This window comes from Streptomyces sp. NPDC021225, from assembly GCF_044332865.1.
Classification (GTDB): domain Bacteria; phylum Actinomycetota; class Actinomycetes; order Streptomycetales; family Streptomycetaceae; genus Streptomyces.
Genome location: NZ_JBIRPV010000014.1, coordinates 184,855 through 208,035 on the forward strand (window position 1 = coordinate 184,855; position 23,181 = coordinate 208,035).

Below are 23,181 nucleotides of genomic sequence, written 5' to 3' on the forward strand. Positions count from 1 at the left end.
CAGCCGCCTCGCCCGCCCGGGGCGCGTCACGCGGCCTGCTCCAGGTGGCCGTGCGCGGTGGCCCCGGACTGGTGCGCGCAGGGCCTCGGCTCGGCGCGCCGCCCGCGGCGCAGCAGCCGGGGCAGGGCCAGCGACACAAAGCCCTCGGCCTGCATCGCCGCCAGGCCGATGCGCGGCAGGTCGCGCGTATGGCGGAAGACCACGAAGCGCGGCTCCCAGCGCGGCTGGAACTTGGCGTTGAACTTGTACAGCGACTCGATCTGGAACCAGCGCGACAGGAACACCAGCAGCGCCCGCCAGCCGCGCAGCACCGGGCCCGCGCCCAGCTTCTCGCCGCGCGCCAGCGCCGAGCGGAACATCGCGAAGTTCAGCGACACCCGGGTGACCCCGAGCCCCCCGGCGGCCTGGAGCGAGGCCACGATCAGCAGCTCGTTCATGCCCGGGTCGGCGCTGCGGTCGCGCCGCATGAGGTCCAGCGACATCCCGTCCCGGCCCCATGGCACGAAGTGCAGCACGGCTTTGAGGTCCCCGTACGGGCCGGGCGCGGCGCCCTCCTCGGGGGCCTTGTGGGCGGTCGCGATGACCGAGTCCCCGTCCGCCGGGTCGCCGATCCGGCCCAGCGCCATGGAGAAGCCGCGCTCGGTGTCGGTGCCCCGCCAGTCCGCGGCGGCCTTCCGGATGGCCGCCAGCTCCTCCTCGCTCAGATCGGCGGCGCGCCGTACCCGGGTCTCGTATCCGGCCCGCTCGATGCGCTTGACCATCTGGCGGACGTTGCGCATGGCGCGTCCGGACAGGGTGAAGTCCGCGACGTCCACGATCGCCTCGTCGCCCAGCTCCAGCGCGTCGAGACCGGTCTCCCGCGTCCACACCTCGCCGCCGGTCTCGCTGCACCCCATGACCGCCGGCGTCCAGGAGTGGGCCCGCGCCTCCTCCATGAAGCGGGCGATGGCGCCCGGCCAGGCCTCCACGTCGCCGACCGGGTCGCCGCTGGCGAGCATCACACCGGAGACGACGCGGTAGCAGACCGCGGCCTTGCCGCTCGGCGAGAAGACGACGCCCTTGTCGCGGCGGAGCGCGAAGTGGCCCAGCGAGTCGCGGCGCCCGTGCGCGGCGAGCAGTTCGCGCAGCCGCTCCTCGTCCTGGGCGGTCAGCCGGGCGGCGGGGTGCTCGGGGCGGAAGGCGAGGTAGGCGGTGGTGGCGACGGTCAGCAGGCCGAGCGCGCCGAGGGAGTAGCCGACGGTGTAGTCCGCGCCGTCCCGGTAGCCGACGGGCCCCTCGAAGCCGATCAGCCCCCACAGCACATGGTCCAGCTGCTGGCCGAACGACGGCCGGCCCACCACGTCGTCGGGGTCCGCACGTACGATCAGCAGACCGATCCCGACGCTCACCGCGCCCAGCACCACGAAGTTGGCCAGCGCCATCCAGCGGCTGCGCGGGTCAGGCAGCGCCGCGAACTCCTTCCGGTAGCGGATCATGACGCCCAGGAGCACCAGCGAGAGCACCGTCCCGCATATCGAGTGGCGGTACAGCAGCTGGGCGGCCGCGCCGACGGGCAGCAGACCCACGGCGGCGACCCAGGCGCGTCGCTTGCGGCGCTTCAGGCCGTGGGCCAGCATCAGCAGGAGCAGGCCGACCACGATGGACGCGGCGGCGGCCAGCGAGCTCACCGCACCCGGCAGTACGTCGGCGAGGGCGTGCACCCTGCTGTAGCGGATGCGTGGGAAGACGATGTTCAGCAGCCCGATCAGCGTGCAGGCGGTGCCGACCGCGGTCGGCACCGCCTCCGGCCGGGGTCCGCGCGGCCGCCTCCGCGGACGGGAGGCAACCCTTCCGGACTTTTCGGCATCTTGACTGTCAGACATCCGCTTTCCCGTCGCTCCGGTCAGGAGAACCGTCTCTCTGACGCAGCATCTGGACATTTTGCGCCTAGCAAGACGGCGATTGACCGGGCGGGGTTCCATCGCGGCACGGGGGAGCCGGCCGCCCGGCAGAAAGATAGTGATGGGTCTTACGAGCAACAACGTCGTGATGCTGTCGGTCGTCGCGTCGGTGCTGCTGTTCGGCACCACGGTATGGCTCTGGCCCCGGCTCGCCCGGCGCGGAGTGGCCCCGGTCTTCGGCCGGATCGGCATACTGCTGGTCACCCAGGTGTCGCTGTTCGCCGCGCTCGGCCTGTTCGCCAACCAGTCCTTCGGCTTCTACGGCTCCTGGTCGGACCTGTTCGGCACCGAGACCACGCCGGGCGTGGTGGTCAACCACGACGCCGCGGGCAACACCCGGGTGCAGGTCACCGACATACGGAAGATGAACATCACCGGAAACTCCTCGCCGGCCGTCGCGGGGCGGATCGAGAAGGTCACCATCAAGGGGCCGCAGTCCGGGCTGGGCAGCCAGGCGTATGTCTATCTGCCGCCGGAGTACTTCCGGCCGGAGTACTCCAGACGTGACTTCCCGGCCACGCTGGTGCTGACCGGGTACCCCGGCACCACCGAGGCACTCATCAACGGGCTGAAATACCCTCAGAACGCTCATAAGCTGGTCAAAGACGGCAGGATGCAGCCGATGGTCCTGGTGATGCTGCGTCCGACCGTCGCCCCGCCGCGCGACACCGAGTGCATGGACGTGCCGGGCGGCCCGCAGACCGAGACATTCTTCACCCAGGACGTGCCGACCGCGGTGGAGGGCCACTACCGGGTGGGCAAGCGCGCCCGCAACTGGGGCGTCATCGGGAATTCCACCGGCGGCTACTGCGCGTTGAAGATGGCCATGCGCCACCCGGAGACCTTCTCCGCCGCGGCCGGGCTCTCCCCCTCGTACAAGTCCCCGATCGACGCGACCACCGGCGATCTGTTCGGCGGCAGCAAGCGGCTGGAACGGGAGAACGACCTGATGTGGCGGCTGGACCACCTGCCCGCCCCGCCGGTGTCCCTGCTGGTCTCCAGCAGCGAGCACGGTGAGAAGAACTACAACGACACCGTGAAGTTCATCGAGAAGGTCAAGGAGGTCAACGGGCGGGGCGAGCCCACCAGGATCTCCTCCATCATCCTGAAGAGCGGCGGCCACAACTTCAACACCTGGAAGCGCGAGGTGCCCAGCGCGCTGGAGTGGCTGGGCGGCCGGCTCAGCGACCGCTGAGCCACGCCGGCGTCACCCCCGCGTCACCCGCCCGCCGGGCCGCCGCGCCCGCTCACGCGTCGGCGACCGTCTGAAGCTCCACCTCCGCCCGGGCGATACCGCCCGCGTCGGCGTCGATCGAGCGGCGCAGCGCCTCATGGAGGCGGGCGGGGGTGAGCACCCCGAGGAAGCGGTCGTCGTCGAGGACCGCTATCCAGCCCGCGTCGTGCTGAAGCATCGTGCTGAACGCCTGCTTGAGCGAGGAGCCGACCGGAAGCCACGCCTCCATGCGGCGGGCGTGGTTCCGTACGGTCCCGGGCGCACCCGGCTTCTCCGCCGCGTCCGCCGGGATCCAGCCGTGCAGCCGGTCCTCGTCGTCCAGGACGACGGCCCAGCGCGCCCCCTCGCCCGACAGCCGGGCGGCGGCCTTGGCCAGCGGGTCGTCCAGGTGGACCACCGGGGGCTGTTCGAGGTCGCCCGGCTCGATCGGCGTCACGGACAGCCGCTTGAGGCCGCGGTCCGCGCCGACGAAGTCCGCGACGTACGGCGTGGCGGGCGCGCCCAGCACCGAAGCGGGCGTGTCGAACTGCTCGATCCGCCCCGCCCCGTACACCGCGATGCGGTCGCCGAGCCGGACCGCCTCCTCGATGTCGTGGGTCACCAGCAGCACCGTCTTGCGCACCTGGGACTGAAGCCGCAGAAACTCGCTCTGGAGCCGCTCGCGCACCACCGGGTCCACGGCCCCGAACGGCTCGTCCATCAGCAGCACCGGCGGGTCGGCTGCCAGCGCCCGGGCCACGCCGACCCGCTGGCGCTGGCCGCCGGAGAGCTGGTCGGGGTAGCGGTCGCCGTAGACGGACGGGTCGAGGCCGACCAGGTCGAGGAGTTCGGCGGCGCGGTCCCGGCCCTTCTTGCGCTGCCAGCCCAGCAGCGCCGGGACGGTGGCGGTGTTCTCCAGCACGGTCTTGTGCGGGAAGAGGCCGACCTGCTGGATGACATAGCCGATGCGGCGCCGCAGCTTCACCGGGTCGACCGCGGCGATGTCCTCGCCGTCCAGGAAGATCCGGCCCGAGGTCGGCTCGATGAGGCGGTTGACCATCTTCATGGTCGTGGTCTTGCCGCAGCCCGAGGGTCCGACGAGCGTGACCAGCTCGCCTTCCGCGACCTCGAAGGACAGATCGTCCACGGCCGTCGTGCCGTCGGCGTAGCGCTTGGTGACGTTCTCGAAGCGGATCACGCCCCCCATTGTGGCCGCATTCCGGGTTTGAATTGTTGCTGTTGTGTGGCGAGCCGACGAGATTGTCGGTGCCCGGGGTTAGGGTCGCCAGGTCACCGGAAACTGACGGGGAGGTGACCGTGTGGCCGGGCAGAGCTGCCTGATCAGCAACGACTGGATCTGCGGGGAATATGTACGGACGCGAAGTCAGGAGCTGACGGACGCGACGGTCCAGCATGTGTGGATCACGGTGGCGTCGGTCGCCATCGGTTTCGTGGTCGCCTTTCCACTGGCGCTGCTGGCCCGCAGATGGCGGTCCGTGGCGGGCCCGGTGCTGGGGCTGACGACGATTCTCTATACGGTGCCCTCGCTGGCGATGTTCTCCCTGCTGCTGCCCTTCTTCGGGATCTCGGCCGCGGTGGTGATCACCGGCCTGGTGCTCTACTCGCTCACGATCCTGGTGCGCAACATCATGGCCGGTCTCGCCTCGGTGCCCGAGGAGGCCCGCGAGGCGGCCCGCGGCATGGGCTACGGCCCGGTGCGTCTGCTGCTCGGCGTGGAGCTGCCGCTCGCGCTGCCCGCCCTGATGGCGGGCCTGCGGATCACCACGGTCTCGACCATCTCGCTCACCACGGTCGGCGCGATCGTCGGCTATGGCGGCCTCGGCAATCTCATCTACGAGGGCATGCAGAGCTTCTTCAAGGCCCAGGTGCTCACCGCGTCGGTGCTGTGCGTGGCCCTGGCGGTCGCGGCGGATGTGCTGCTGCTCGCCCTCCAGCGGCTGCTGACGCCCTGGGCGCGGGGCGGGGCGAAGAAAACGCGCAAACAGGCGCGGAAGCAGGGGCGGAAGAGCGGGCCTGAGGCGCGGCAGAAGGCGAGGACGGCCTGATGGGGGTCATCGGCGAGGCCTGGTCGTGGCTGGCCACCGGGTCGCACTGGTCGGGAGTCGACGGCGTCTGGCACCGGCTCGGCCAGCATCTGTATCTCACCTTCGTCTGTCTGGCGATCTCGTGCGCGATCGCGCTGCCGGTGGCCGTCGTGCTCGGTCACATCGGCAAGGGCGGCGCCCTTGCGGTCAACATCTCCAACGCGGGCCGTGCGGTGCCCACCTTCGCGGTCCTGGTCCTGCTGCTGCTCAGCCCGCTGGGCACACACGGCGACTGGCCCACCGTCATAGCGCTGGTGCTGTTCGCCATCCCGCCGCTGCTCACCAACGCCTACGTGGGGATGCGCGAGGCGGACCGCGAGGTCGTCGAGGCGGCGCGCGGCATGGGGATGACGGGCGGCCAGTTGGTCGCCCGGGTCGAGCTGCCGCTCGCCTTCCCGATGATCATGACCGGGGTGCGCTCGGCGGCCGTGCAGGTGGTGGCCACCGCGACGCTCGCGGCGCTGCCCGGCGGCGGCGGGCTCGGCCGGATCATCACGGCGGGCTTCCGGGTCACCGACACCGCCCAGGTGGTGGCCGGGGCGGTGCTGGTCGCGGCCCTCGCGCTGACGGTCGAGGGCGTGTTCGTCGGCCTTCAGTGGCTGCTGGACCCGATGCGCCGCAGGCGCGGCCGGGTAGCGGCCGCGGAGCCGCGCCCGCCCGCGGGCCAGGTGTCGAAGACGCCGGCGCTGACCGGCGCGGCCGGCCCGCCGTCGTGAGCGGGCACCCGGCCCACCGCGATGTTCACCGCGATGTTCACGGCGATGTCCGCGGAGATGTGGGCGCGCTGAATATTCGTGACGTCTCATGCCGTCGCATGTCATCTATGGATATGGATAGGGAATCCCAATGAGCAAGATCTTCCGAGTGGCCGGGGCCGCCGCGACCGTCGCGGCGCTGGCGGCCGGCCTCACCGCGTGCGGCGGCGACAGCCTGGAGAAGAAGAGCGAGGACTCGGTGGTGGTCGGGTCGGCCGGCTTCACCGAGTCGAAGATCCTGGCGGCGCTGTACGTGGGGCTGCTGGAGGACGCCGGCTATAAGACGTCGATCAAGACCCTCGCCACCCGCGAACTGTACGAACCCGCTCTGGAGAAGGGCGAGATCGATGTCGTGCCGGAGTACGCGGCCACCATGGCCGAATATCTGAATCTGAAGAAGGACAAGAATGCCAAGCCCGTCGCCTCCCCGGACGTCGACGCCACTGTGAAGGCGCTCCGCGAACTCGCCGAGCCCCGCGGACTGAAGGTGCTCGAGGCCGGCGAGGCCGTCGATCAGAACGCCTTCGCGGTGCGCAAGGACTTCGCTTCGGAGCACGGCCTCAAGACGCTCTCCGACCTCGGAAAGTCCAAGCAGAAGATCAAGTTGGCGGCGGGCGACGAATGCCCCAAGCGCCCCTTCTGCCAGCCCGGCCTGGAGAAGACGTACGGGATAGACATCACCGGCATCGACTCTCTGGATATCGGCAGCGTCCAGGCCAAGCAGGCGGTCAAGGACGGCAAGGACCAGATGGTGCTGACCACGACCACGGACGCCACCCTCGGCCAGTTCGGCCTCGTCCTGCTGGAGGACGACAAGAAACTCCAGAATGCCGACAACGTCCTGCCCGTCGTGAATGCGAAGTCCGCGGGCTCGAAGAAGATCGCTGACGCGCTCAACAAGCTCAACAAGGTGCTGACCACCGCTGATCTCACCGAACTCAACAAGAAGGTGGACGCGGAGCGGCTCAAGGCGTCCGACGTCGCCGAGGACTACCTGAAGGAGAAGGGACTCGTGAAGGGCTAGTCCCGTGAAGGACTGGTGAAACACGGGACGCGGATGGGGTATTGGCGGGGCCCGGCGGGCACTTCTCGGGCCTATCGGCGGCGGTTCGATGGCGGAACCGTGGCGGATCCATCTCGGATCCATCACAGATCGGCCCGGAATTTGGCGGGGCGGGGCCCCATGTGAGCCGCCCGCACGGTAAGTTTCGGCCCATGCCACGTGGACGCCACCGCCATTCCCCACCGCTGCACAGGCTACTTCCCGCTACGTCGGTCGCAGCAGCGTCAATAGCGTGTGCCGCCGGTGCCTGGCTGGTCGGCGATACGGTCGTGATCCGTGGCCTTGCCGCGACCGCGGCCGCCGCCGCGGTGGTCGGCGCCATCCTGATGCGCAGTTGGGACCGCGCTGCCGGGCGGCGGGTCGCCGAGGTCGCGAGCGAGAGCGCGCGGCAGGAGCTGAAGTACGAGGACCGGATCGCCGAACTCGAGGCGGCCGCCGAGAAGAACACCGAGCTCCAGACCGCGCTCAACAGCAAGCTGCGCACCAAGCGGGCCGAGCTGGCCCGGCTGCGCAATGAGCACGCCGCGCTGCTGCGCCGCTACGCCACGGCCGAGACAGAGCGGGCCAGGGCCCTGGAGGGCCGCCGTCGGCTGGAGCTGGAGGCCGCGGCCCCGGCCAAGGAGCTGGAGGCCATGCCGCCGGTCTCCGAGGCCCCGGCCATCGGCGCCCCGGTGGGCGATGCCCCGACCGCCGAGGCCTATGCGCGGGCCGATGAGGCGATGCGTCACCTGCTGCACAATGCGCGCAGGCAGCGCGAGGAGCGCGAGGAGCGGGAAGAGCGCGAAGAACGCGAGGAGCGTGAGAAGCGCGAGGAGCGGGGGCGGGTGCCGCGCCAGCCGCGGGCCGAGGACCGGTTGACCGAGGACGGACCGGCTGATGACCGGCCGACCGAGGACCGTCCGGCCGCGGCGCCCGTAGCGCAGGAACTGCCCGCCGAGGAGCCCGCGGTCGAGGACCGGCCTGCCGGGGAGCATCCGGCCGGTGAGCACCCGGCCGGTGAGTACCCGGCCGGTGAGCCCCGGCCCCACGCCCGTACGGCGGCCTCCGCGGTCGTGCCGTACGCCGCCGCGCGGCGGGCCGCCTCCCGCTCGGAGGGCGGCTTCGACTACTTCGGCACGCAGAAGAAGCAGCAGCCCAAGAAGCGGCAGCCGGAGCCCGTCGGGCCCGCCGCCGAGTCGCCCGCGCCGGCCGAGGCCGCCCCCGAGCCCGTCGAGCCGGAGCCCGCCAAGGCCGTTGAGCCCACCGAGCCGGCCAAGGCCGCCAAGCCTGCCGGGCGCCCGGAGGCGGCGTCGGACGAGGATCTCGCCGACGTGATCGGCGCGGAGACCCTCGCGGAGGCCGGGAAGAGCGAGGTCGGCGAGGTCATCGACCTGACCGCGCACGACGAGGACGAGCACATCGACATCCCCGAGCTGCGCAGCGCGATCTCGTAGGGCCGCGCCGACTCCTCGCCGATTATTTGTCGATGTCGCCGACGACGAAGAAGAGCGAGCCGAGGATGGCCACCATGTCGGCCACCAGCGTGCCCGGCAGCAGCTCGGTCAGCGCCTGGATGTTGTTGTACGACGCCGACCGCAGCTTCAGCCGGTACGGCGTCTTCTCGCCCTTCGAGACCAGGTAGTAGCCGTTGAGGCCCAGCGGGTTCTCGGTCCAGGCGTAGGTGTGGCCCTCGGGCGCCTTGAGCACCTTGGGCAGCCGCTGGTTGATCGGTCCCGGCGGGAGCTCGGCGATCCGGTCCAGGCAGGCGTCCGCCAGGTCGAGGGAGTTGTGCGTCTGCTCCAGCAGGCACTCGAAGCGCGCCAGGCAGTCGCCCTCCTCGCGGACGACGACCTTCAGGGTGTCCCCCAGCTCTCCGTACGCCAGATACGGCTCGTCGCGCCGCAGGTCGAAGTCGACGCCCGAGGCGCGGGCGATGGGCCCGCTGACCCCGTAGGCGTGCACCGTCTCGCGCGCCAGCGCGCCCACCCCGCGGGTGCGCCCCCGGAAGATCTCGTTGCCGAGCACCAGCTGGTCGTACACGTCCATGCGCGAGCGGACCTCGGCCACCGCCTGGCGCGCCCGGCCGAGCCAGCCCGCGGGCAGGTCCTCCTTGAGGCCGCCGACCCGGTTGAACATGTAGTGCATCCGGCCGCCGGAGACCTCCTCCATGACGTGCTGAAGGTCCTCGCGCTCGCGGAACGCGTAGAAGATCGGGGTGATGCCGCCCAGCTCCAGGGGGTACGAGCCCAGGAACATCAGGTGGTTGAGCACCCGGTTCAGCTCGGCCAGCAGGGTGCGCGTCCACACCGCGCGCTCCGGCACCTCCATGCCCAGCATCCGCTCGACGGCGAGGACGACGCCCAGCTCGTTGGAGAAGGCGGAGAGCCAGTCGTGACGGTTGGCGAGCATGATGATCTGGCGGTAGTCCCGCGCCTCGAACAGCTTCTCCGCGCCGCGGTGCATATACCCGATCACCGGCTCGACGTGCTGGATCCGCTCCCCGTCCAGGACGAGCCGCAGCCGCAGCACGCCGTGGGTGGACGGGTGCTGCGGGCCGATGTTGAGCACCATGTCGGTGCTCTCCGCGGCACCGCCGATGCCGACTGTCGTCTCCGTCATGGGCCCAGTCTCTCAGCCCCGCCGTCTCTCAGTCCTGGTCGCCCGGCCCCGGCAGCCCGCCGCACGCCGCGACCGTCGGCTGGAGCAGCCAGGTGAACCCGCCGAGGCCCGCCGGGTCCAGCAGCTCCGCCGCCTCGCCCGCCCCGCTCAGCGCGCGGACGTACGCCGCCGGGTCGCTCGACGCCAGGGCGAGCGGCGGCCGCCGCCCGTCGACCCCGAGGGCGCGCAGCGCGTCGCGCTGGGGGAGGGCCACAGGGTCGAGCGCGGAATCCGCGAGCGGGGAATCCCCGAGCGCGCGATGTGCTGCCGCACCCCGCAGGGCGGACGCGCCCGCCGCCGCGCACGCGTCGAGCGCCACATGGGAGGTCAGATCGCAGGAGCCGTCCGGCACGGGCCTCACCTCACGCCCCTCGCGGAAGCCGGCCAGCGTCCCGAACAGGGGCCGCGCCCCGCGCTCATGCGCGTAGTCGACGGCGACCGCGAGCCCCGACCGCACGGCCCGCACCGCCTCCGCCCACGCCTCGTCCCGCGGCCGGCCGATCTCCGCCCGCAGCCCCGGCTCGTGCCCCGCGGGCGGCCACCAGCGGGCCAGCCAGTCCGCGTCCGCGCCGCCGACCGGCCCGCTCAGCCGTTCCGCGCCGTCCTCGGGCGAGACCAGGACCCGCCGCCAGGCGCCGTCCGCGTCGGTCTCGGCGACGTCGACGGGGACGTTGTCGAGCCATTCGTTGGCGAAGAGGAGGCCGTCGACGCCGCCGGGCGGCAGTTCACCGAGGTCCCCGAGCCAGCCGATCCGGGGGTCGAGGCCGGGCGGGCGCGGCGCGCGCTCCACTGCGTAAGGGCGCAGCCGCTCGCCGAGCCGGGGGCCGGGCCGGGCGGGCAGGTCCGCCACGCACCCGAGCACGCCGGTCAGCAGCTCGCCCCGCCCCGCGCCCATGTCCACCAGGGCCAGCTCGTCCGGGTGGCCCAGCGCCCGGTCCACCCGGCCCAGCAGCTCGGCGACCGCCCTCGCGTACCGATGCGAGGCATGCACCGATGTGCGGAAATGCCCGGCCGGCCCTTCCGCGCGCCGGAAGAACCCTTCCGGACCGTAGAGTGCGTGTTCGGTGGCGGCACGCCACCCCAGCCAATTCCGCGTCTCGCTCGCCACAGGACCACGCTAAACGGAGCCGGTATCCACCTTGGGTCGTAGGGAGGCGACTCACGGATCGCCCGTCCGGCTGACCTCCGGACGTGTCCACCATGCCTACGCTGGGTGACGTGCAGCGCCTCTATGACTTTCTCCGCAGGCACCCGACAGGGGTGGACGGCTTCTGGGCCGTCATCCTCTTCGGCTTCTCGCTCGTGTGGATCGTCAAGGCGCCCATGCATCCCGTACCGCGCGTCGTGGCCGTGCCGGTCGTCTTCGCGCTGTGCTCCGCCGTCGCGCTGCGCCGCCGCGCCCCGGAGAAGGTGCTGATCCTCGTCATCGGGTGCGGGCTGCTCCAGGTCGCGCTCGATGTGGCGGTGAACCCCTCGGACTTCGCGATGCTGGTCGTCGCGTACACGGTGGCGGTTGAAGGCGATCGCCGGGCGTCCCGCTTCGCGCTGATCGCCGCCCTGGTCGCGCCGGTCATCGCCGCCATCCGCTGGCCGGGCCCGGAGCAGCGGACCTTGCTCGGCGGGGTCATCGCCATGGTCTTCTCCGTCATTCCGTTCCTCCTGGCCTGGGTGCTCGGCGACTCCATCCGCACGCGCCGCGCCTACTACGCCCAGCTGGAGGAGCGCGCCGCGCGCCTGGAGAAGGAGCGCGAGGCGCAGGCGAAGGTGGCGGTCGCCGCCGAGCGGGCGCGGATCGCGCGCGAGCTGCACGATGTCGTGGCCCACAACGTGTCGGTGATGGTGGTCCAGGCCGACGGCGCCGCGTATGTCATGGACGCCGCCCCCGACCAGGCCAGGCAGGCCCTGGAGACGATCTCCGGCACCGGCCGCCAGGCGCTCGCCGAGATGCGGCGGCTGCTGGGCGTGCTGCGCTCGGGGGCGCCGAGCGACGACAGCGACTATGTGCCGCAGCCCGACGTGGAACAGATAGACGACCTCGTGGAGCAGGTGCGCGGCGCCGGCCTGCCGGTGGACTTCAAGATCGTGGGCAGCCCGCGCCCGCTGCCCAGCGGCGTCGAGCTGACCGCCTACCGCATCGTGCAGGAAGCGCTCACCAACACCCGTAAGCACGGCGGCCCGGACGTCGGGGCCAGCGTGCGGCTGACCTACTTCGACGACGGGCTCGGCCTCCTCGTCGAGGACGACGGGCGGGGTGCGCGGCACGAGACGTACAAGGACGGCGGGGCGGACGGCCAGGGGCACGGCCTGATCGGGATGCGGGAGCGGGTCGGCATGGTGGGGGGCACCCTCGACGCGGGCCCCCGGCCGGGCGGCGGCTTCCGGATCAGCGCCCTGCTGCCGCTCAAGCCGACGGGCTGAGCGGCACGGCCGTCCGGTCCGGTCGGCCCAGTCAGTACTGTCACGCTCGCGGTGAGCGTTCACCGAGACGCCGTTCACGAAGTAGCCGCTCACCGAAAGCCCGCTCACCGAGACCCGCTCGCTGAGGGAACCAAGGGAAGGGACCCGACCGGATGTCCATCCGCGTCATGCTCGTCGACGACCAAGCGCTGCTGCGCGCCGGCTTCCGGATGGTGCTCGCGGCCCAGCCCGACATGGAGGTCGTCGCCGAGGCGGGCGACGGCGCGGAGGCCCTGGAGGCGCTGCGCACCGCCGAGGTGGACGTCGTCCTCATGGACGTCCGGATGCCCAGGCTCGACGGGGTGGAGGCGACCCGCCGGATCTGCGCGCAGCCGGACGCGCCCAAGGTGCTCATCCTGACCACCTTCGACCTCGACGAGTACGCCTTCTCGGCCCTCAAGGCCGGGGCGGGCGGCTTCATGCTCAAGGATGTGCCGCCCGGTGAGCTGCTCGCCGCGATCCGCGCCGTGCACAGCGGTGACGCGGTCGTCGCCCCCAGCACCACTCGCCGTCTGCTGGACCGCTTCGCGCCGATGCTGCCGGGCGCGGGCGGCAACGGGCCCGGCGGCTCGGCCCGCCCGGAGCTGGAGCGGCTGACCGACCGCGAGCGGGAGGTCATGCTGCTGGTCGCGCAGGGGCTGTCGAACGGCGAGATAGCGGCGCGCCTGGTGCTCTCCGAGGCGACCGTCAAGACGCATGTGGGCCGCATCCTCACCAAGCTGGAGCTGCGCGACCGGGTGCAGGTGGTGGTGCTGGCGTACGAGTCGGGGCTGGTACGGGCCCAGGGCCCGGGCGGCGGCCCCCGGCTCTGACGCCCGGCTGTCGGGTGGGCGCCGCTACCTCAGGACGCTCTCCAGGAAGTCGCTGCCCAGCCGGGCCACCGCCGACAGCTCCAGCTGATGCAGCACGTACCGGCCGCGGCGGCGGGTGGTCAGCAGCCCCGCCTTCTTCATGACGGCGATGTGCCGGGAGACCTCCGGCGGGGTGATGCCGCAGCCGTCGGCCAGCTCGCCGGTGGTGTGCGGGCCGCGGGCCAGGGAGCGGCACAGGCGCATCCGCATCGGGTGGGCCAGCGCGTCCATCCTGCGCTGGACCAGTTCCAGCGCGGCGGGCGGCGGCAGGTCCGGGGCCGCGATCGGGTACTGGATCACCGGGCGCCGGCCGGGCGCGTACACCACGAGCAGATGCGGCCAGCCGAAGGTGGTCGGGATGAGGGTGACCCCCTGGCCGGCGGCCGTCGTCTCGCCCCCGGCGAGCTTGTCCACGAGGATGCGCCGTCCACCGCCTTCGCCCGGCGTCATGGACAGCGCGGCCGAGGTCGCCGCCAGCGCCTCATCGAGCCCCTTGTGCCGCAGCAGCTCCGCCTTGTGGCGGGCGTCGGCGGCCAGCTGGATCCGTACCCGCTGCCAGGTGTCCGCGAAGAACGCCCGGTCGCAGTCCTCCAGCAGGCGGCGCAGCCAGACCCGCAGCCCGTCCGGGTCCTCCAGCATCCGGTTGACGAACGCGGCCTGCTTCGGCCCACGGGCCGAGGCCATCTCGCGCGCCCGCGCCCGCTCGCCCGCGTCGACCAGCGGGGACGGCACGGGTTGTCCGTACGAGGAGCAGGCGATCTCGAAGGCCGCCGCCACGAACGTCTCGTCGTCGATCCGGTCCAGCGCGTCCAGCTCCTCCGCGAGGGTCGCCCCGGGCTCGGCGGGCAGCAGCAGATCGGAGCGGGAGGAGCGCCACAGGAAGTCCGCCTCGTGGAGCCGGTCGGCGAGGTCCGGCTTGAGGCCCGAGGCGGTGGCGGTGGCCCAGCCGTGCAGCCCCGGGTGGTGGCCGGGCTCGGACAGCACATGCAGCGCGGCGCCCAGCTCGGCGAGCGGGGAGGGGCTGAAGACGATGCGCTCGGGCGGCAGCCCGGTGATGTCGATGACGTTGGCCATGCCCCTATGGTGCGGTCCGCGCCGGCGGTCTCCGGCGTCGCTTGACGGCGATCGTCAATCGAGGTGACCGGCGGCCGGGGGCGGGCGCAGCCTCGTGTCATGAGCCTCACCGAGCAGTACGCACTCGACCTGTACCGAGCCGCTCAGCGCGGCGAACCCGCCCCGCCCGCGCCCCGCCCCGGCGACTGGCGCACCATCCGCGAGCTGAGCCGGCACCGCGACTTCCGCGCGGTGGTCGAGGAACGCCCGGCGCGCGGGGTGGCCCGGCTCGCCGCCCTCTTCTCCCGCCTCGCCCGCCGCCCGGCGCGGGCTGAGGCGGCAACCGCCTCAGCCGACCGCCAAGTCGCTCCCCGGCAGCCGCTCCAGGAAGGCGGCGACCGCGGCCGCGACATCGTCAGCCGTCCACTCCAGTGCGGATGAGGCGACCGTCACCTCGGTCATGGCCAGCCCCGGCGGCCCCGGCTCCCACCACCGGCCGAACAGGGTCGTCCGCGTCTCCTCCGCCAGCCGCAGCCCCGCCTCGTCCAGGTCGGCCGCCGGATACGGCAGCCACACCTGGAACTGGTGGATGTGCGGCTGGTGCGGATGCACCCGGAACCACGCCACCCCGGCGGCCGTGAACGCCTCGTCCAGCGCCCGCGCCACGACCTTGGCGTGCGCCACGTACGACGGCAGCCGGGGCAGCTCACGGTCCAGGCCGGCCAGCGCGGCCAGCGCCGCGGGCCACTGCTGGAACAGCTGCCCGCCGTACCGGTGCCGCCACGCCTTCGCCTCCTCCACCAGCGCCTCGGGCCCGGCCAGCGCGGCCCCCGAAATGCCGTCCAGGGACTTGTAGAACGACACGTACACCGAGTCCGCGAGGGCGGCGATCTCCGACAGCTCACGCCCGAAGTGCGGGGCGCACTCCCAGAGCCTCGCCCCGTCGAAGTGGACCACCGCCTCCCGCTCCCGCGCGGCCTCCACCACGGCGGTCAGCTCGTCCCAGGTGGGCAGCGCAAACCCCGCGTCGCGCAGCGGAAGCTCCAGGGCGAGCGTCCCGAAGGGCTCGTCCAGCTCCCGGATCTCCTCGGCCGTGGGCAGCCGCGGCTCGCTCGTCGGCCGTACCGCGCGCAGCCCGCTCACCGTCAGATAGGCGTCGCGCTCATGCATCTCCAGGTGCGAGAGCGGATGCACCGCCACGGCCGGATTGCCGGTGCGCCCCGCCCAGCAGCGCAGCGCGATCTGCTGGGCCATGGTGCCGGTGGGGAAGAAGGCGGCGGCCTCCATGCCGAGCAGGTCGGCGACCCGCCGCTCCAGCTTTTCGACGACCCCGTCCCCGTAGAAGTCCAGCCAGTCGTCCAGGTCGTGCGCCTCGGCCGCGTCCGCCGTCAGCCGGGCCAGCCGCTCGCCGAGCCGCTCACCCACCGCGAGGCTGGTCAGTGCCCGTGTCGAGCCGTGCCATGCCGCGAGCCTGCGGGCCCGTGCCCCGTCCGGCCGCCCCGGCTGTTCCGGTTGCTCCTGCTGGTCCGCGCTGTCCGCCATGCGCCGAGCATGGCCTACCCGGGATCCGCCGGGCCACAGGGTTTTCCACAGCCCTGGGGACGGGTCCGGATCATCCCCAGGTACTCGCGTAGCATGGCGGGGAATCGTCCGGTACCCCCTGAGGACTGGAACGGAAGGCCGTCGTCGAGTGAACGCACATCCACTTCCCGAGCCACAGGACCGCCCGGCCCGGCTCACCGTCGGGGTCGTCGGCGCCGGTCGCGTCGGCCCCGCCCTCGCCGCCTCGCTGCGGCTCGCCGGGCACCGCCCCGTCGCCGCTTCCGGCGTCTCCGACGCCTCGGTGCGCCGGGCCGCCGCCCTGCTCCCCGAGGTCCCGATCGTCCCGCCCGCCGAAGTGCTGGCGCGGGCCGAGCTGGTCCTGCTGACCGTCCCGGACGACGCGCTGCCCGACCTGGTCAGCGGCCTCGCCGAGACCGGCGCGGTGCGCCCCGGGCAGCTGCTCGTCCACACCTCCGGGCGGTACGGCACGGATGTGCTGGACCCCGCCCTGCGCGCCGGGGCGCTGCCGCTCGCGCTGCACCCCGTCATGACCTTCACCGGCACCCCTGTCGACGTCCAGCGGATCGCGGGCTGCTCCTTCGGGGTCACCGCCCCCGAGGAGCTGCGCATGGCGGCCGAGGCCCTGGTCATCGAGATGGGCGGCGAGCCCGAGTGGATCGCGGAGGACGCCCGGCCGCTCTACCACGCCGCCCTCGCCATCGGCGCCAACCACCTGGTCACCCTGGTCGCCCAGGCCATGGACCTGCTGCGCGCCGCCGGGGTCGGTACCCCCGACCGGATGCTCGGCCCGCTGCTGGGCGCCGCCCTGGACAACGCCCTGCGCAGCGGTGACGCCGCGCTGACCGGCCCGGTCGCGCGCGGCGACGCCGGGACCGTCGCCGCCCATGTCGCCGAGCTGCACCGGCACGCCCCCCAGGCCGTGCCCGGCTATCTCGCGATGGCCCGCGCGACCGCCGACCGGGCGCTCGCCCACGGGCTGCTCAAGCCCGAGCTCGCCGAGGACCTGCTGGGCGTCCTGTCGGACGTCTCCGACGCCCCCGGCAGGGGAGGGGCGGGAGCATGAGCCCGAAGCTGTGGCGCAAGGCCGGGCCCGGCGAGCCCGATGTGGAGCTGTTCACCAGCCGCGCCGACTTCGACGCCGCCCTGGCGCAGTTCGCCGCGCCGGGGCGCGTCGCCGTCGTCATGACCATGGGCGCGCTCCACGACGGCCACGCCTCCCTCATACGCGCGGCCCGCGCCCGGGTCGGCGCCAAGGGCATGGTGACGGTCACCGTCTTCGTCAACCCCCTTCAGTTCGGCGCGGGCGAGGACCTGGAGCGCTATCCGCGCACGCTCGACGCCGACCTCGAGGTCGCGGCCGCCGCGGGCGCGGACATCGTCTTCGCCCCGCCGGTCGGCGAGGTGTACGCGAGCGGCGAGCCCTCGGTGCGGATGGCCGCCGGGCCCATGGGGGAGGGGTACGAGGGCGCCTCGCGCCCCGGGCACTTCGACGGGGTGCTCACCGTCGTGGCCAAGCTGCTCCACCTCACCCGCCCCGACTTCGCGTTCTTCGGCGAGAAGGACGCCCAGCAGCTGGCCGTGATCCGCCGCATGGCGCTCGACCTGGACTTCCCCGTCGAGATCGTCGGCGCTCCGACGGTCAGGGAGGCCGACGGCCTCGCGCTCTCCAGCCGTAACCGCTATTTGTCGGCGCCGGAGCGGAGCACCGCCCTGACCCTGTCCCGTGCGCTGTTCGCGGGCCGGGACGCGGGGCGGCAGGCGGCGCCGGAACACAGCGGCCCCGAGAACCCCGGCAGCCCCGGCGGGCTCCCCCTTGTCGCCTCCCCCCAGGCGGTCCGGACGGCCGCGCGCGCGGCGCTCGACGAGGCGGCCGCCCTCGAACCACCCCTCGCCCTCGACTATCTGGCGCTCGTCGACCCCTCGGACTTCACCGAGGTCGCCGACGACCACACCGGCGAGGCCGTCCTCGCCGTCGCCGCCAAGGTCGGTACCACGCGCCTGATAGACAACGTCCGTCTGTGGTTCGGAGCCGCGTGATGATCCAAGAGAAGAAGCCGGCGCCCGCCGGCGCGGCGCTGCGCGCCCCGGCCCCTGGCTGGGCCATCGAGGCCGACGTCGTGGTCGTCGGCTCGGGCGTCGCCGGCCTGACCATCGCGCTGCGCTGCGCCGCCGCCGGGGCGAAGGTCACGGTCGTCACCAAGGCCCGCCTCGACGACGGCTCCACGCGCTGGGCCCAGGGCGGCATAGCGGCCGCCCTCGGCGAGGGCGACACCCCCGAGCAGCACCTCGACGACACCCTGGTCGCCGGCGCCGGGCTCTGCGACGAGGAGGCCGTGCGCGCCCTGGTCACCGAGGGCCCCGGCGCCGTACGCCGCCTGATCGGCACCGGCGCCCGGTTCGACGCCGACGACGACACCGGCGAGATCCTGCTGACCCGCGAGGGCGGCCACCACCGCCGCCGCATCGCACACGCCGGCGGCGACGCGACCGGCGCGGAGATCTCCCGGACGCTGGTCGAGGCGGTGCGCGCGGCCGGCATCGAGACCGTTGAGAACGCGCTGGTGCTCGACCTCCTCAAGGACGCGTCCGGCCGCGCGGCGGGCGTCACCCTGCACGTCATGGGCGAGGGCCGGCGGGACGGCGTCGGCGCGGTCCGCGCGGGCGCGGTGGTCCTCGCGACCGGCGGCATGGGCCAGGTGTTCTCCGCCACCACCAACCCCGCCGTCTCCACCGGCGACGGCGTGGCCCTCGCGCTGCGCGCCGGGGCGGAGGTCTCCGACCTGGAGTTCGTGCAGTTCCACCCCACCGTGCTGTGGCTCGGCCCGGAGGCGGAGGGGCAGCAGCCGCTGGTCTCGGAGGCAGTGCGGGGCGAGGGCGCGTATCTCGTCGACGCCGACGGCGTCCGCTTCATGCAGGGGCAGCACGAGCTGGCCGAGCTCGCGCCCCGCGACATCGTCGCCAAGGGCATCCTGCGGCGGATGCTCGAGCAGGGCGCCGAGCACATGTATCTGGACGCGCGCCACTTCGGCGAGCGGATGTGGGAGCACCGCTTCCCGACCATCCTCACCGCCTGCCGCGCCCATGGCATCGACCCGGTCACCGAGCCCATCCCGGTGGCGCCCGCCGCCCACTACGCGAGCGGCGGCGTACGCACCGACCTGCGCGGCCGCACCACCGTCCCCGGGCTCTACGCCTGCGGCGAGGTCGCCTGCACCGGGGTCCACGGCGCCAACCGGCTGGCCTCCAACTCCCTCCTGGAGGGCCTGGTCTTCGCGGAGCGCATCGCCGAGGACATCGCCTCCGCCCCGGCCCCGCAGGCGCACCGGGCCCCCGCCCCGCGGGTGGCCCCCGGCGAGGGGCCGCTGCTGCCGCCCGAGGCCCGCTACACCATCCAGCGGATCATGACCGAGGGGGCCGGGGTGATCCGGTCCGCCGAGAGCCTGGCCCAGGCCGCGGCCCGGCTGGAGCAGGTCCACGGCGAGGCCACCGAGGCGCTCGGCCGCGACGGCAAGACGGCCGAGCCCGGGGTCGACACCTGGGAGGCGACCAACCTCCTCCTCGTCGCCCGCGTCCTGGTGGCCGCCGCCCTCCGCCGCGAGGAGACCCGCGGCTGCCACTGGCGCGAGGACCGCCCCGACCGGGACGACCGGGCCTGGCACCGCCACCTCCTGGTCACCCTGCGCCCCGACGACACGCTGGACGTCCGTACGACGGACTCGGAGGCGTTCCCGGCGACGGGGGTGTCCCCGAAGACCGGGGAGTCCCCCGCGACCGGGGCGTTCCCCCCACTCACCACCCCCCGAACGGATACGGAGTCCCACCCGTGAGCAGCACCCCCGACGACCGCCCCCAGCCCGTGGAACTCCCGCTGCTTCAGATCGGCCTCCCCGGCGGGGGCCCCGGCTGCGGTGACGCCTGCGGCTGCGGCGCCGACGACGAGGCGTACGACCTCGACCCGATGGAGTGCGGCCTGGACCCCGACCTCGCCCAGCTCCTGGCCGACGCCGGGCTCGACCCCGTCAAGGTCGAGGACATCGCGCACCTGGCGATCGAGGAGGACCTCGACCACGGCGTGGATGTGACGACCGTGGCCACCATCCCCGAGGACGCCATGGCCACCGGCGACTTCACCGCCCGCGAGGCGGGCGTCGTCGCGGGGCTGCATGTCGCCGAGGCGGTGCTGTCCATCGTCTGCACCGACGCGTTCGAGGTCGAGCGGCATGTCGAGGACGGCGACCTGGTCGCCGCCGGCCAGAAGCTGCTCACCGTCCGCACCCGCACCCGCGATCTGCTCACCGCCGAGCGCAGCGCGCTCAACCTGATGTGCCGGCTGTCCGGCATCGCCACCGCCACCCGCGCCTGGGCCGAGGCCCTGGAGGGCACCAAGGCGAAGGTCCGCGACACCCGCAAGACCACCCCGGGGCTGCGCGTGCTGGAGAAGTACGCGGTGCGCTGCGGCGGTGGCGTCAACCACCGCATGTCGCTGTCGGACGCGGCCCTGGTCAAGGACAATCACGTGATCGCGGCGGGCGGCGTGGCCGAGGCGTTCAAGGCCGTGCGCGCCGAGTTCCCGGACGTGGCCGTGGAGGTGGAGGTCGACACCCTCGACCAGATCCCGCCGGTGCTCGACGCGGGCGCGGATCTGATCCTGCTCGACAACTTCACCCCGGAGCAGACCCGGCAGGCGGTCGAGCTGGTCGCGGGCCGCGCCGCCCTGGAGTCCTCGGGCCGCCTCACCCTGGCCAACGCGCGGGAGTACGGCGAGACGGGTGTCGACTACCTCGCCGTCGGCGCGCTCACCCACTCCTCCCCGATCCTCGACATCGGCCTGGACCTGCGCGAGGCCGAGGCGAACTGACGATGCTGCTGACCATCGACGTGGGAAACACCCACACCGTGCTGGGCCTGTTCGACGGCGACGAGATCGTCGAACACTGGCGGATCTCCACGGACGCCCGCCGCACCGCCGACGAGCTGGCCGTCATCCTCCAGGGCCTGATGGGCATGCACCCTCTCCTCGGCGAGGAGCTGGGCGACGGCATCGAGGGCATCTCCATCTGCTCCACCGTCCCCTCGGTGCTGCACGAGCTGCGCGAGGTGACCCGCCGCTACTACGGGGACGTGCCCTCCGTCCTGGTCGAGCCCGGGGTGAAGACCGGGGTGCCGATCCTGATGGACAACCCGAAGGAGGTCGGCGCCGACCGGATCATCAACGCCCTGGCGGCCGTCGAGCTCTACGAGGGCCCGTGCGTGGTCGTCGACTTCGGCACGGCGACGACCTTCGACGCGGTCAGCGCGCGCGGCGAGTACGTGGGCGGGGTGATCGCGCCCGGCATCGAGATCTCGGTCGAGGCGCTCGGGGTGCGCGGCGCGCAGCTGCGCAAGATCGAGCTGGCCCGGCCGCGCAGCGTCATCGGCAAGAACACCGTCGAGGCGATGCAGGCCGGCATTCTGTACGGGTTCGCGGGCCAGGTCGACGGCGTGGTCCGGCGGATGGCGCGCGAACTGGCCGACGACCCCGAGGATGTGACGGTCATCGCCACCGGGGGCCTGGCCCCCATGGTGCTGGGCGAGTCCTCGGTCATCGACGAGCACGAGCCGTGGCTGACCCTGATCGGCCTGCGCCTGGTGTACGAGCGCAACGTCGCGCGAGGCTGACCCGCCCCGGTCCCGCCTCACCCTCTCCCACCCCTGCTCACAACTTTCCGTTCACCGGAGGGCAACCATCCGGTCAGCGGAACGGTCTTGCGGGCGAACGTAGTCGGGTCGTCGTGAGATGGGCATGGGACGCATGTGGCATAAGGGGAAAACGATTCATGTGGCGGCCGTCGGAGTGGTGATCGCGCTCGGGACGGCCGTCGGCGCGCCCTCCGCCTACGCGGAGGACGAGCCGACCCAACCCTGGGCCGAGATCACCGCGCCCCGGCAGATCGCCCTGCCGTCGGCGGCCGCCGGCCAGGAGGCCGTCGCCCCGAGTGTGGGTTATTCGTTCGCTGACGGCGGGGCCGAATTCCCCTTGCCCGAGAACGCCAAGATGGTCATCGACGCCAGCGGCCTCGAAGGCGTCGCGACCATCAAGGCGAAAAACGAGCAGTGCACCGCCTCCGGCGCGGTCGTCACCTGCCTCGACAACGGCAACCTCCACGGCCCCTGGGAGCCGTTCACGCTCACCGCCGACTCCGACGCCGAGCCCGGTGCCTCCGGCACCATCAGCTACGAGGTGACGGCCGACGGCGCGACCGGGGACAAGGGCTCCTCCAAGGTCGTGGTCGGCTCGCCCCAACTGGTCGTGGGTAAACTGCCGGACCGCGACGGCCTCAAGACCGGCTCCACGGTGGACCTGCCCCTGACGGTGCGGAACACCGGGGATCTGCCCGCCGAGCGCGTCAATATCGAACTCAGCAGCGTCCCGGGCATCGAATTCACGACCAAGCCGAAGAACTGTAGCTTCGGCTCCGAATGGGACGACTCCGCGCGCGTCTACTGCTCCATCGACACCGCGATCGAACCGGGCCGGTCCGCGAAGCTCGACACCCCGCTGACCGTCAAGGTGACCAAGGCCGCCCTGGCCCCCTGGATCGACTACGCGGTCGAGGCCGTCCCGGCGGGCAGCGAGGCGAACCCGAACGGCACCCCCGGCACCGGGTCCCCGATCGCCTTCACGGCCGCCCCGGGCGGTGACTTCGAGACCGGCGGCAAGAGCAGCGTCTCCCTCCGTACCGACAACCACGCCGACTTCCGCGCCGTGGGCGGCGCCATCACCCCGCAGGCCGACGGCACCACGGGCGGGCTGCGGTTCGGGCTGACCAACGGCGGCCCGGCGGCCGCGTACCGCAAGGACGGCCAGCCGCTTCTGTACGCCGACATCACGCTGCCCAAGGGCGTCACCGGGCTCACCAACCACATCGACGAGGAGCCGGATCAGGACACCACCGGCGAGTGCCTGACGTATGTGAGCGAGACCGAGACCAAGAAGTTCGAGCCGGGCCACAGCCGCTATCTGTGCCCCGAGGCCTCGACCGAGCTGCCCGGCGAGGGCCAGATGTACGGCCTCGGCGTGAAGATCGCCAAGGGCGCCGACCAGAACGCCACCGGCACCGTCAAGCTGGTCCCCGGCCCGGCGGGCTTCAGCACCAACGACCCGAATTCGGCCAACGACACCGCGAAGATCACCTTCAAGGGCGCGTCCGGCGGCCCGGACGAGTCCTCCTCCACGGGCGGTGACGGCACGGCCGGCTCGACCGACGGCGGCTCCGGTGACGGCTCGGCCTCCGGCTCCCAGAAGGGCGGGACGTCCGGCTCCGGCGACTCCGCCACGGGCGGCGGCTCCTCCGACGACGGTTCCAAGGGCGGCACGATGGCCCTGACCGGCGCGGGCGGCATCGGCCTGATGGCGGGCGGCGCCGCGGTGGCGCTCGCGCTGGGCGGCGCCGCGGTGGTGGTCACCCGCCGCCGCCGAGCGGCCCGCGTCTGACCCCGGCCCGCGCACCCCGACTCACCCACCCCGACTCACCCACCCCGACTCACCCACCCCGGCGCCCCCG

General features: G+C 72.9%; 20 protein-coding genes. 14 read left to right on the top strand and 6 right to left on the bottom strand.

Features of this window, described 5'->3' with window-relative positions; translation table 11 throughout:
• Positions 1-26: 26 nt before the first annotated feature.
• Complete coding sequence (locus ACH4S9_RS39945) at positions 27-1,862, bottom strand: phosphatidylglycerol lysyltransferase domain-containing protein (protein WP_311727147.1); 1,836 nt, start codon at positions 1,860-1,862, stop codon at positions 27-29.
• Positions 1,863-2,001: 139 nt separating this feature from the next.
• Here ACH4S9_RS39945 and ACH4S9_RS39950 point away from each other — a divergent pair, with 139 nt between their 5' ends.
• The gene (locus tag ACH4S9_RS39950; RefSeq protein WP_358843846.1) at positions 2,002-3,135 is read left to right on the top strand and encodes an alpha/beta hydrolase-fold protein; all 1,134 of its coding nucleotides are present in this window, start codon (positions 2,002-2,004) and stop codon (positions 3,133-3,135) included.
• 52 nt (positions 3,136-3,187) lie between these two features.
• Here the strand turns inward: ACH4S9_RS39950 and ACH4S9_RS39955 are convergent, their stop codons facing one another.
• A complete protein-coding gene (locus tag ACH4S9_RS39955; RefSeq protein WP_398376634.1) occupies positions 3,188-4,351 on the bottom strand; it encodes a betaine/proline/choline family ABC transporter ATP-binding protein in 1,164 nt (387 codons plus the stop codon).
• Between the two features lie 121 nt (positions 4,352-4,472).
• On the opposite strand from ACH4S9_RS39955, the gene ACH4S9_RS39960 reads away from it, so the two are divergent.
• The 4 genes from ACH4S9_RS39960 (at position 4,473) to ACH4S9_RS39975 (ending at position 8,509) form a co-directional block, all read left to right on the top strand.
• The gene (locus tag ACH4S9_RS39960; RefSeq protein WP_358843845.1) at positions 4,473-5,219 is read left to right on the top strand and encodes an ABC transporter permease; all 747 of its coding nucleotides are present in this window, start codon (positions 4,473-4,475) and stop codon (positions 5,217-5,219) included.
• Complete coding sequence (locus ACH4S9_RS39965) at positions 5,219-5,974, top strand: ABC transporter permease (RefSeq protein ID WP_398376635.1); 756 nt, start codon at positions 5,219-5,221, stop codon at positions 5,972-5,974. Before ACH4S9_RS39960 ends, ACH4S9_RS39965 begins: the two co-directional genes overlap by 1 nt.
• 130 nt (positions 5,975-6,104) lie before the next feature.
• A complete protein-coding gene (locus ACH4S9_RS39970) occupies positions 6,105-7,037 on the top strand; it encodes an ABC transporter substrate-binding protein (RefSeq protein ID WP_311727152.1) in 933 nt (310 codons plus the stop codon).
• 308 nt (positions 7,038-7,345) lie between these two features.
• Positions 7,346-8,509: a hypothetical protein gene (locus ACH4S9_RS39975; RefSeq protein WP_398376637.1), complete on the top strand. Its 1,164-nt coding sequence runs from the start codon at positions 7,346-7,348 to the stop codon at positions 8,507-8,509.
• 22 nt (positions 8,510-8,531) lie between these two features.
• Here ACH4S9_RS39975 and ACH4S9_RS39980 read toward each other — a convergent pair whose 3' ends face one another.
• Both ACH4S9_RS39980 and ACH4S9_RS39985 read right to left on the bottom strand, forming a co-directional pair.
• Positions 8,532-9,674, bottom strand: coding sequence for an NADH-quinone oxidoreductase subunit D (locus ACH4S9_RS39980; protein WP_398376638.1), 1,143 nt, complete (start codon positions 9,672-9,674; stop codon positions 8,532-8,534).
• Positions 9,675-9,702: 28 nt separating this feature from the next.
• A complete protein-coding gene (locus tag ACH4S9_RS39985) occupies positions 9,703-10,821 on the bottom strand; it encodes an SAM-dependent methyltransferase (protein WP_398376639.1) in 1,119 nt (372 codons plus the stop codon).
• Between the two features lie 110 nt (positions 10,822-10,931).
• On the opposite strand from ACH4S9_RS39985, the gene ACH4S9_RS39990 reads away from it, so the two are divergent.
• Both ACH4S9_RS39990 and ACH4S9_RS39995 read left to right on the top strand, forming a co-directional pair.
• Positions 10,932-12,131 carry a sensor histidine kinase gene (locus ACH4S9_RS39990; RefSeq protein WP_311727157.1) on the top strand — a complete coding sequence of 400 codons (1,200 nt, stop codon included), beginning with the start codon at positions 10,932-10,934 and terminating at the stop codon, positions 12,129-12,131.
• A 152-nt stretch (positions 12,132-12,283) separates the two neighbouring features.
• On the top strand, positions 12,284-12,982 hold the full coding sequence (locus ACH4S9_RS39995; RefSeq protein WP_311727158.1) for a response regulator transcription factor: 699 nt from the start codon (positions 12,284-12,286) through the stop codon (positions 12,980-12,982).
• 24 nt (positions 12,983-13,006) lie between these two features.
• Here the strand turns inward: ACH4S9_RS39995 and ACH4S9_RS40000 are convergent, their stop codons facing one another.
• Complete coding sequence (locus ACH4S9_RS40000; RefSeq protein ID WP_398376640.1) at positions 13,007-14,095, bottom strand: DUF5937 family protein; 1,089 nt, start codon at positions 14,093-14,095, stop codon at positions 13,007-13,009.
• A gap of 99 nt (positions 14,096-14,194) precedes the next feature.
• Between ACH4S9_RS40000 and ACH4S9_RS40005 the strand changes: the two genes are divergently transcribed.
• The gene (locus ACH4S9_RS40005; RefSeq protein WP_361186744.1) at positions 14,195-14,515 is read left to right on the top strand and encodes a hypothetical protein; all 321 of its coding nucleotides are present in this window, start codon (positions 14,195-14,197) and stop codon (positions 14,513-14,515) included.
• Here ACH4S9_RS40005 and ACH4S9_RS40010 read toward each other — a convergent pair.
• Positions 14,423-15,616 (bottom strand): threonine aldolase family protein, encoded by a 1,194-nt coding sequence (locus ACH4S9_RS40010; RefSeq protein ID WP_398376642.1) that lies wholly within the window; start codon positions 15,614-15,616, stop codon positions 14,423-14,425. The two genes, ACH4S9_RS40005 and ACH4S9_RS40010, sit on opposite strands and share 93 nt — an antisense overlap.
• Before the next feature lie 148 nt (positions 15,617-15,764).
• Here ACH4S9_RS40010 and ACH4S9_RS40015 point away from each other — a divergent pair, with 148 nt between their 5' ends.
• The 6 genes from ACH4S9_RS40015 to ACH4S9_RS40040 all read left to right on the top strand — a co-directional run bounded on the left by ACH4S9_RS40015 (position 15,765) and on the right by ACH4S9_RS40040 (position 23,111).
• On the top strand, positions 15,765-16,700 hold the full coding sequence (locus ACH4S9_RS40015; RefSeq protein WP_311727163.1) for a DUF2520 domain-containing protein: 936 nt from the start codon (positions 15,765-15,767) through the stop codon (positions 16,698-16,700).
• Positions 16,697-17,674: a pantoate--beta-alanine ligase gene (gene panC / locus ACH4S9_RS40020; protein WP_398376644.1), complete on the top strand. Its 978-nt coding sequence runs from the start codon at positions 16,697-16,699 to the stop codon at positions 17,672-17,674. The genes ACH4S9_RS40015 and panC overlap by 4 nt, the downstream gene beginning before the upstream one ends.
• Complete coding sequence (locus tag ACH4S9_RS40025) at positions 17,674-19,464, top strand: L-aspartate oxidase (RefSeq protein ID WP_398376646.1); 1,791 nt, start codon at positions 17,674-17,676, stop codon at positions 19,462-19,464. The genes panC and ACH4S9_RS40025 overlap by 1 nt, the downstream gene beginning before the upstream one ends.
• A complete protein-coding gene (nadC, locus tag ACH4S9_RS40030; RefSeq protein WP_398376648.1) occupies positions 19,461-20,495 on the top strand; it encodes a carboxylating nicotinate-nucleotide diphosphorylase in 1,035 nt (344 codons plus the stop codon). The genes ACH4S9_RS40025 and nadC overlap by 4 nt, the downstream gene beginning before the upstream one ends.
• Before the next feature lie 2 nt (positions 20,496-20,497).
• Positions 20,498-21,295, top strand: coding sequence for a type III pantothenate kinase (locus tag ACH4S9_RS40035; protein ID WP_311727167.1), 798 nt, complete (start codon positions 20,498-20,500; stop codon positions 21,293-21,295).
• A 160-nt stretch (positions 21,296-21,455) separates the two neighbouring features.
• Entirely contained in the window at positions 21,456-23,111 is a 1,656-nt protein-coding gene (locus tag ACH4S9_RS40040; protein ID WP_398376650.1) for a hypothetical protein, read from the top strand.
• Positions 23,112-23,181 lie beyond the last annotated feature (70 nt).

Excerpts from the sequence above, each read along its gene's own strand:
- ACH4S9_RS40025 (WP_398376646.1), top strand. The coding sequence starts at position 17,674 with ATGATCCAAGAGAAGAAGCCGGCGCCCGCCGGCGCGGCGCTGCGCGCC.
- ACH4S9_RS39950 (WP_358843846.1), top strand. The coding sequence starts at position 2,002 with ATGGGTCTTACGAGCAACAACGTCGTGATGCTGTCGGTCGTCGCGTCG.
- ACH4S9_RS40035 (WP_311727167.1), top strand. The coding sequence starts at position 20,498 with ATGCTGCTGACCATCGACGTGGGAAACACCCACACCGTGCTGGGCCTG.
- ACH4S9_RS39945 (WP_311727147.1), bottom strand. The coding sequence starts at position 1,862 with ATGTCTGACAGTCAAGATGCCGAAAAGTCCGGAAGGGTTGCCTCCCGT.
- ACH4S9_RS40000 (WP_398376640.1), bottom strand. The coding sequence starts at position 14,095 with ATGGCCAACGTCATCGACATCACCGGGCTGCCGCCCGAGCGCATCGTC.
- ACH4S9_RS40010 (WP_398376642.1), bottom strand. The coding sequence starts at position 15,616 with ATGGCGGACAGCGCGGACCAGCAGGAGCAACCGGAACAGCCGGGGCGG.
- ACH4S9_RS40005 (WP_361186744.1), top strand. The coding sequence starts at position 14,195 with ATGAGCCTCACCGAGCAGTACGCACTCGACCTGTACCGAGCCGCTCAG.
- ACH4S9_RS39970 (WP_311727152.1), top strand. The coding sequence starts at position 6,105 with ATGAGCAAGATCTTCCGAGTGGCCGGGGCCGCCGCGACCGTCGCGGCG.
- ACH4S9_RS39995 (WP_311727158.1), top strand. The coding sequence starts at position 12,284 with ATGTCCATCCGCGTCATGCTCGTCGACGACCAAGCGCTGCTGCGCGCC.
- ACH4S9_RS39965 (WP_398376635.1), top strand. The coding sequence starts at position 5,219 with ATGGGGGTCATCGGCGAGGCCTGGTCGTGGCTGGCCACCGGGTCGCAC.
- panC (WP_398376644.1), top strand. The coding sequence starts at position 16,697 with ATGAGCCCGAAGCTGTGGCGCAAGGCCGGGCCCGGCGAGCCCGATGTG.
- ACH4S9_RS39980 (WP_398376638.1), bottom strand. The coding sequence starts at position 9,674 with ATGACGGAGACGACAGTCGGCATCGGCGGTGCCGCGGAGAGCACCGAC.